The 8,279-nt window shown below is 71.2% G+C and carries 6 protein-coding genes; 3 read left to right on the forward strand and 3 right to left on the reverse strand.

Annotation, left to right across the window (positions count from 1 at the left end):
* Nucleotides 1-7 precede the first annotated feature (7 nt).
* Both PPSIR1_RS29015 and PPSIR1_RS29020 read left to right on the forward strand, forming a co-directional pair.
* Nucleotides 8-952, forward strand: a complete 945-nt coding sequence (locus PPSIR1_RS29015) for a LysR family transcriptional regulator (protein ID WP_006974774.1) — start codon at nucleotides 8-10, stop codon at nucleotides 950-952.
* Between the two features lie 27 nt (nucleotides 953-979).
* Nucleotides 980-1,633, forward strand: a complete 654-nt coding sequence (locus tag PPSIR1_RS29020; RefSeq protein WP_006974775.1) for a class I SAM-dependent methyltransferase — start codon at nucleotides 980-982, stop codon at nucleotides 1,631-1,633.
* A gap of 79 nt (nucleotides 1,634-1,712) precedes the next feature.
* On the opposite strand, the gene PPSIR1_RS29025 is transcribed toward PPSIR1_RS29020, so the two are convergent.
* The 3 genes from PPSIR1_RS29025 to PPSIR1_RS29035 all read right to left on the reverse strand — a co-directional run bounded on the left by PPSIR1_RS29025 (nucleotide 1,713) and on the right by PPSIR1_RS29035 (nucleotide 5,475).
* Nucleotides 1,713-2,318 (reverse strand): hypothetical protein, encoded by a 606-nt coding sequence (locus tag PPSIR1_RS29025; RefSeq protein WP_006974776.1) that lies wholly within the window; start codon nucleotides 2,316-2,318, stop codon nucleotides 1,713-1,715.
* 236 nt (nucleotides 2,319-2,554) lie between these two features.
* On the reverse strand, nucleotides 2,555-3,088 hold the full coding sequence (locus PPSIR1_RS29030; protein WP_006974777.1) for a DUF6702 family protein: 534 nt from the start codon (nucleotides 3,086-3,088) through the stop codon (nucleotides 2,555-2,557).
* Nucleotides 3,085-5,475, reverse strand: a complete 2,391-nt coding sequence (locus PPSIR1_RS29035) for a M1 family metallopeptidase (protein ID WP_157596089.1) — start codon at nucleotides 5,473-5,475, stop codon at nucleotides 3,085-3,087. The genes PPSIR1_RS29030 and PPSIR1_RS29035 overlap by 4 nt, the downstream gene beginning before the upstream one ends.
* Before the next feature lie 398 nt (nucleotides 5,476-5,873).
* On the opposite strand from PPSIR1_RS29035, the gene PPSIR1_RS29040 reads away from it, so the two are divergent.
* Nucleotides 5,874-8,270: a DUF2339 domain-containing protein gene (locus PPSIR1_RS29040; protein ID WP_006974779.1), complete on the forward strand. Its 2,397-nt coding sequence runs from the start codon at nucleotides 5,874-5,876 to the stop codon at nucleotides 8,268-8,270.
* Nucleotides 8,271-8,279: the final 9 nt, after the last annotated feature.

The following is an 8,279-nucleotide window of genomic DNA, read 5'->3' on the forward strand; positions in this document are numbered from 1 at the left end:
TAGGGCGGTGGACTGGGACGACCTCCGCCACTTCCTCGCCCTCGCGCGTTCGGGCTCGGTCCGGGCGGCGGGCAAGCGCCTGCGGGTGAGCCACTCGACCGTGGCGCGCCGGGTCGAAGGCCTCGAGGCGCGGCTGCGCACCCGCTTGTTCGACCGCAGCCGAGACGGCTACACGCTCACCGAGGCCGGACGCCGAATGCTCGCCCGCGCCGAGGGCATCGAGGGCGCGGTCGACAGCCTCGAGCGCGAGCTCGTCGGCCAGGACGAGCGCCTCGAGGGCACGGCGTCGATCACCTGCTGCGACCACTGGATCGCCGACCTGCTCGTCATCGGGCTCGGGCCCTTCCTCGCCGCGCACCCGGGGATCGAGCTGCAGGTAGCCGTCGATAGCCGGCTCTTCGACCTGTCCAAGCGCGAGGCGGACATCGCGATCCGAGCGACGGCGCGGGGCGAGACCCCGGCCGAGCACCTGCTCGGCGTGCGCCTGCAGCCGATCTACCTGGCCAGCTACGTGGGCGCGGGGCATGTCGAGCGCCTCGACCCCGAGGGCCCCGACGCGCGCTGGCTGGGCTTCGACGACGCGCGGGTGCAGCGGGCCATGGTCGCGACCTCGGCCTACCCGGCGCTCCCGCTGTGGGGGCGCTTTTCCTCCTTCGAGCTGATGGTCCGCGCGACGCGTCAGGGCTTGGGGTTGGCGATGTTGCCCACCTACGTCGGCGATCGAGCGCCCTCGCTGGTCCGGCTGGCCGGCGACACCCCACGCCACGTCGGCGAGCTGTGGCTCGTGTGCCACCCCGATCTCCGGGACAACGCGCGTTTGAGGGCGATTCGAGCGAAGATCCGCGAGCTGTTCGAGGCCGCCGCCCCGACCTTCCGCGGGGAGTGTCCGGTTCATGCACCGCAGCGTCCGATCGATGCGCCCGGCGCCGATGGGAATTCCAGCGTAGCTTGAAGAGCGACCCCCACGCAGGACCGCCGCATGCCGACCGAAGCTACATTTTGGAACGACCTCGCCCCGCGCTACGCCGCCCGACCCGTCCAGGACCCCGACGCCTTCGAGCGCAAGATCGCGATCACCCAGGGGAAGATGAAGCCCGCGGACACGATCCTCGAGGTCGGCTGCGGCACGGGCTCGCTGGCCCTGCGTCTGGCCGACCACGCGGCTCGGATCCACGGCATCGACATCTCGAGCGAGATGATCCGCATCGCCGAGGGCAAGGTCGAGCGCGAGGGCGTCACCAACCTCAGCTTCGAGGTGGGTCCCTTCGACGAGCGCTTCGACACCTTCGCGCCCGGGACCGTCGACGGGATCCTCGCCTACAGCATCCTCCATCTCCTCGATGACCGTCAGGCCGCCCTCAAGCGCATCTACGGGCTGCTGAAGCCGGGCGGCTTCTTCGTCGCGTCGACGGTGTGCCTGGGCAACACCTGGGTGCCCTACAAGCCCATGTTGGCCGTGATGCGCTGGCTCGGGAAGGCGCCGAAGCGCGTGGACGTGCTCGCGACGCAGACCCTGGTCGACGACATCCAGGCGGCGGGCTTCGTCGACGTGGAGTGCCCCGACGTCGGCGCGGATCCGATCGTCTGCTTCACGGTCGCGCGCAAGCCAGACTCAATCATTGACCCCAACTGACGGTCACCTGACCGTTGCCGGAGCCGACGCCGCACACGGCTCCGCCGCCAACGCGCGCTGGAGCGGAGGACGAGCCCAATCAGCGGTAGGGGTCGCCCGGCTCCGCGGACAGGCCGTGGAGGAAGGTGACCATCAAGACCACGGTGCGCTCGAAGTCGCTGGCGGTGGCCTCGAGCAGGTGCGTCGCGGTGTCGACGTTGGGCCAGCGGGCGCGCTCGCGCTCGCGCTCGACGATGTCGATGACGGTCGCGTCGGGCATGCCCGAGGCCTGGAGTCGCTCACGCAGGTCGCCGGGGAGCTGGGCGACGGCCTCGAGCCAACCTTCGAGCAGCTCCCGCCCGCGCAGGCGGGGGGCCTCCCCGCCCACGTAGACGATGTCGCCGACGAGGGACTCCCCCGCCTGAGCCCGGAGCAGGACCAGGTCGAAGTGGTCGACGACGCGGTCGAGCTCCTCGAGGACCACGCGGGTGCGCTCGAGGAAGTCCGGCGGCATCTGGGCCGTGACGCGGTCGAGGGCCTCGAAGGGGTCGGTGGCGCTCTCGTCCGCGGAGGGCAGGGGCAGGGCGACGCCGCGCCGGGCTCGACGGTCGCGTCGCCGGGCCCGCGCGCTGAGCCGCCGCCCGGTGACGTCCCAGGCGAGGTTGCCGATGCCGGCGGCGAGCAAGAGGGTGATCTCGATGACCATGGCGCGCCCGTCGACAATAGAAGGCTTCGGGGCATTGCCAAAGACTCCCGCAAAAACGGGGTGGTTTCACCGCCCATCCCCGGCGGTCGGGCTACGCCCTCCAGTCTGCCGAGCGGTGAAAACGAGCTCCGATGTCCTACCGAGAAAGGCAGCCGCCCACGGGTTCAACGCCAGCTGAGTCCGTGGACGATGCTTTCGTGGATCATGGGTCCCGGCGCGGCCGGGGTGGGCGACTGCTAGAGCGCCTGAGGCTCGTCGCCGCGGCGGAACAGCAGGCTGCGCCGGCCCTCGGGGAGCACGAGGTTGACCGTGTTCTCCTGCTGCACCTCGAGCTCGAAGAGCAGGCGGACGTGGAGCTTCAGGCCGGTCAGCTTGGGGGGCACGGCGAACTCGAAGTAGATCCAGGCCTCGTCGACCCCGACCTCGCGGCCGACGAGGTGCACGCCGTAGAGGATGCCGTCGGCGCCGATGACCCGAAAGTCCTCCCGGAGCATGCGCTCGAGCTCCCGGTCGGCCTCGCTGCGGGCGTCGAAGGGCTGCTCGGCGACGCTCACGGCCTTGCCCAGGCGCCGGCTCAGCTCGGCGTCGAGGTCTTCCGGGGTCAGGCGCAGGGAGACCTCGAGGCGCCCGGCCTCGGGGCGGTGGTGGGCCTCGGCGATGCTGACGTGGTAGGGGTGCGCCGCGGCGCGACGCGGGAGGCCCAGCGCGCTCGCCAGCCCGACCACGCACAGGCCGCCCAGGCCGCCCAGACCGCGGCGAGACAGGCTCACTTCGCGGCCTCGGGCTTGGCTTCGGGCTGGCTCTGATCCGTCGCCTTGGTCTCGCGGTCGCGGGCCTGCTGCATCGGGTTCTTGCCGCCCTTGGGGTTCTTGTAGACCTGAAAGCGCGTGCTCTCGACCTGGGGCGGGTAGTGGTTGTTGCTCGTGTCGGCGTCGGCGGTCTCGAGGTGGGGGTCGAGGTGCACGGCGACCACGGGCTCGGCGGTCATGAACAGCTTGGTCACGCGCTCGGCGTTGCGGCGCCAGATCTCGGCGGGGATGCGGACCTCCTCGCGGGCCCCGCTGGCCAGCTCGAGCTCGACGATCAGCGGCATGACCAGGCCGCCGCGGTTGGCGAAGGTCACGGCCGTGAAGTGGGGCAGCTTCTGGATCAGCGCCTTGTCCTCGTCGCTGAGGAACTTCATCAGCCGCTCGTAGCTGGCGATGTCCTCGGGCACGACGTCGAGGGGGTCGTACTCGTTGTAGAAGTCGCTCAGGCCCTCGATCTCGTCGACGAGCTTGGGCTGCTCGGCGTTGCGGCGCTGGCTCTGGGTCACGGGGTGGGCGTCGCGCTCGGCCTTTTGCAGGGCCTTGGCCTCGCGCGGGTCGAGGGGCTCCATGACGTGGGCGGTGACGCCCTCGACGGCGATGTCGACGTGGCCCGTGGTGTAGAACCACCCGCGCCAAAACCAGTCGAGGTCGACGCCCGAGGCGTCCTCCATGGTCCGGAAGAAGTCCGCGGGCATGGGCCGCTTGAACTGCCAGCGCCGGGCGTAGGTGCGAAAGGCGTGGTCGAAGAGCTCGCGCCCGAGCACGGTCTCGCGCAGGATGTTGAGGGCCGTGGCCGGCTTGGCGTAGGCGTTGTTGCCCTTTTGCAGCAGCGAGTCCGCGTTGGTCATGATCGGGACCTGGTAGTCGCTGAGCATGTAGGGGACGATCTTCTCGGGCTCGCCGCGGCGGCTGGGGTAGTCGGTCTCCCAGGCCTGCTCGGTGAGGAACTGCAAGAAGGTGTTGAGGCCCTCGTCCATCCACGTCCACTGACGCTCATCGGAGTTGATGATCATCGGGAAGAAGTTGTGCCCGACCTCGTGGATGACCACGGAGATCAGCCCGTACTTGGTCCGCTTGGTGTAGGTCCCGTCCTTCTCCGGGCGCGGCCCGTTGAAGCAGATCATCGGGTACTCCATGCCGCCGACGGGGCCGTTGACGGAGATGGCCACGGGGTAGGGGTACTCGAAGGTGTAGTGGGAGTAGCTGCGCAGGGTGTGGGCGATGGCCGTGGTCGAGTAGCGGCTCCACAGCGGCTCGGCCTCGTTGGGGTAAAAGGACATCGCGAGCACGTCCTGCTCGCCCACGCGCACGGACTCGGCGTCCCAGATGAACTTGCGCGAGCTGGCGAAGGCGAAGTCGCGGACGTTGTCGGCCTTGAACTTCCAGGTCTTGGTGTCCGTGGCCTTGGGCGAGGCGGCGGTCTGCGCGGCCTCCTCGGGGGTGACGATGAACGCGGGGGTGCCCTTCTTGGGCGTCTCGTCGACCTTCTTGGCGGCCTTGACCCGGGCCTTGCCGGCGTCTTCGACGGCCTTGAGGCGATCGATCTGGGCCTTGCTCAGGACCTGCTTGGGGTTTTGCAGCACGCCGGTCGCGGTCACGATGTGGTCGGCGGGCGCGGTGATCTCGACCTCGTAGTCCCCGAACTCGAGGGCGAACTCGCCGGCCCCGAGGTAGGCCTTGTGCTGCCAGCCGTTGACGTCGTCGTAGGGGGCCAGGCGCGGGAACCACTGGGCGATCTCGTAGAGGGTGTTGCCGTCCTCGAAGCGCTCGTAGCCCCCGCGGCCGCCGACGCGCTTGGACTCGTTGACGGCGTGGCTCCAGTCGACCTCGAAGCGCATCGACTTGCCGGGCTCGAGGGGCTCGGCCAGGTCGACGCGCATCATCGTGCCCACGATGGTGTGCGGCAGGGCCTTGCCCTTGCTCTCGACCCGCGAAATCGTGACCGAGCCGTCGAAGGTCTGGCGGGCGAGCATGCGCACCAGCCCCGAGAAGGGCACGCGCTCGAGGGCGTAGCTGGTCGAGGTCAGGGCCGCCGCCGAGCCCGGCGCGAAGATGTTGGCGTCGAGCTGCAGCCACAGGTAATCGAGGCCGTCGGGGGAGTTGTTTTGGTAGTCGATGCGCTCGCTGCCGATGATCCGCTGGGTCGCGTCGTCGAGGGTGACGGCGATGCGGTAGTCGACCTCCTGTTGCCAGTAGCGATGGCCCGGGGCGCCCGAAGGCGCGCGCGTCGTCGTCGGCGTGGGCAGATCCTCGTCTAGCTGGCGGAAGGGGTCCGCGAGGGGGTCGACGACGGGGTTGGTGACCGCGAGGATGAGGCCGATGAGAGGGGCGACGAAGGGGCCAGGCATCACAGGGCCGACACCATAACAGTCTGGCCAGGTTTCGCTGGGTGTGGTCGCGCGTGGGTTCAGGTCCCAGTTTTGGGCCCAATGGCGCTGAAGGGCGACGTGGCGTGATGTGCGTGGACCGGAGTGGAGGGAAGAGTTTTACCCATCCTCGGACCCGGGCTCGCCATGTCACCGTCGTGTCTGCGCCGAGTCGTCGGGACGTGGCCACCTGTCGTCGTCTGGTTTGAGGGCTGAGACCTTCATTTCACGGTCTGCGAGTGTGATCGAGGTCCCAAAGTCCGCGCAGCCCTCGGGGGTCGCGGGCTCGGGCTTTCGAGCGCGGCGTGCAGCTCATTGGGCGCCCGCGCATCGACATTCGCCCGTGGATTCAACTGTCGAGTCATCCAGTTGGGGGGGACATGGCTTCCCATGACGACATCGAAGCCCTCGATGCCCGCCTCGACGCGGTGCACTCGTGGGTTCTGAACTTGAACGCGCGCGTCGACGCGCTCGAAGGGACGCCCGGCGTTCCCGTGCCCGTGGCGGCGCAGGGCACCCCGGTCGTCGCCCATCCGGTGGTGCCGGTGATCGCCGAGATCCCGGTGGTGCCCTTGGTCGCGGACTCGCCCGAGCAGCCCGCGACCGAGCAGCTCGTGAGGGTCGAGAAGACCGAGGCGCCGGTGGCTCGCAAGGCCGCCGAGCCTAGCGAGGCCGCCGCCCCGAAGGTCGCCAAGGCGGAGACGCAGCCCGCTCCGGTTCAGGCTCCGGCGACGCAGCTCGAGCTCGAGACCGGCGACGAGGGCCGCGAGCTCGACCCCATGCGCCTGCTCGCGGCCACCGGCGGCGCGGCCATGCTGGTCGGCTTCGCCTTCTTCGTGGGCTATGCCATCGAGCAGGGCTGGCTGTCCCCGGGCGTTCGCTTCGTGCTGGCGACCCTCGCCTCGGCCCTGCTCACGGCCTCGGCCTGGCCCGTGGCCAAGCGCGGCCACGGGGTGGTCGCCGGAGCCCTGGGCGGCGCGGGCCTGGGCGCCTGGTTTGCCACCTGGCTCGTCGCCCGTCACGCCCACGAGCTGGTGTCCGCGGGTCAGACTTTCGTCGCCCTGGGCGTCGGCGCGGCGGCCTGCCTGGTCATCGCCGACGGCTTGCGGCTGCGGCTCATGGCTCGGCTGGCGACCGTGGCCGCCTGCGCGACGCCGTTGTTGGTCCCGGCCACCGTCGATCGCCTGGGTGAGCTGATGGTCTACCAGCTGGTCGTCGTGGGCGGGGCGATGGTCCTGGATCAGCGCCGGCGTTGGTCCGAGCTCCCGACCCTGGCCCTGCTCTCGACCTGGGCCCTCGGCGGCCGCTGGCTCGGCCTCCACGTCCACGACGCGGGCCTGACCGGCGCGGACCAGCAGGCGCCCTACTTCCTGGTCTGGTCCGTCGCGCTGTTGCTGGCCAGCGCCGCCTCGGCCTGGCGCCTGGTCGCCGCCGATCTGTTCGAGGGCTTCGAGGCCGACGGCGACGTCGAGACCCAGGCGCGCGAGCGCAACCACGCCGTGATCCGCCTGCTCGTCGCGGGCCTGGCGACCTGGGCCGTGGGCGCGTGGATCAGCGTCGACGCGCCGGTGATGCTGGCCGGGGGCACGCTGGCCCTGGCCGCCTGGCACGGCGCCCTCGCGGCCATGCTGCGCCGCCAACCCCGGCCCATGGAGCCCGCGCGCTCCGAGCTCGAGACCATGAGCCGGGCCAAGACCAGCCGCGTGTTCGGCGTGCTCGCCTGGGCCCAGGCCTTCCTCGTCGCGCCCTTCGCCCACTTCGGCGCCTTCGACCGCGGCGACGCGGCCATCGACGCTCCCGGCGTGGCCCTGTGGTGGCTGGTCATGGCCGGCCTGGCTCTGGCGGTGCACCTCACGGGTGAGCGCGAGCGGCCGTGGACCCACGCGGGCTGGATCGTCGTGCCCGCCCTGGCCGCGCTCGGCTGGAGCTTGGCCTACGCGCCCACCGAAGACAGCTGGGTCGCGCTGACCGGTGGCCTCGCCGCCGCGCTGCCCCTGGTGGCCGGCCTGTGGCCCCGCGAGAGCAGCGAGGAGGGGGCGCGCTTCGAGGAGCCCCACGTCGCCCTGACCGTCCTCGGCACCTTGATGTGGATCGTCGGCGCGGCCGTGCTCGTGCCTGGCGGCGTCGCGGTCAAGCTCTGCGTCGGCGCCCTGCCGGTGCTCGCCGCCCTGGCCCGAGCCAGCACCGGCGGGGAGATCGCCCGCAGCCTGGCGACCTGGCTGAGCTTCGGCGCCGTGGTCCTGTGCACCGGCCTGCTGCTCGAGTTCGACGCCCTGACCCTGACCAAGAGCAAGCCCTGGGGCGAGCTGCACCCCCTGGCCGTGGTCGTGCCGATGCTCGCCGTCGGCCTGGGCGGCCTGTTCGTCGAGCTGCGCTCGGACCAGCGTGGCCCCGGGCGCCCCGAGGGCCTGGCCATCGCCCTGACGGGGGCGGCCACCCTCGCCGCGATGGGCCTGGTCGCGGGTCTGGCCGAGGGCCTCGGCCTGGGGACGGACGGCGGCGTCGGCCTGGCGCGCCTGGGCTACACCCTGTGCGTCGCCGGAGCCGGCCTGGGCCTGCTCGTCGCGGGCCTGCGCGCCGAGGTCGAGCTGTGGCGTCAGCTGGGCCTGAGCGCCATCGTGTGCGCGGCCGTCAAGGTCGTCGCCTTCGACCTGGCGACCGCCGGGGTGCTGTGGCGCGCGCTGAGCTTCGTCGCCATCGGCGGCGTGCTCATCGGCGGAGCCTTCGCCTACAGCCGCGCCCGCCAGCGCAGCGCGGGGGCGGTCTCGGCTCGCTGAGCCCCTGGG

This window comes from Plesiocystis pacifica SIR-1 (genome assembly GCF_000170895.1).
GTDB classification, from domain to species: domain Bacteria; phylum Myxococcota_A; class Polyangia; order Nannocystales; family Nannocystaceae; genus Plesiocystis; species Plesiocystis pacifica.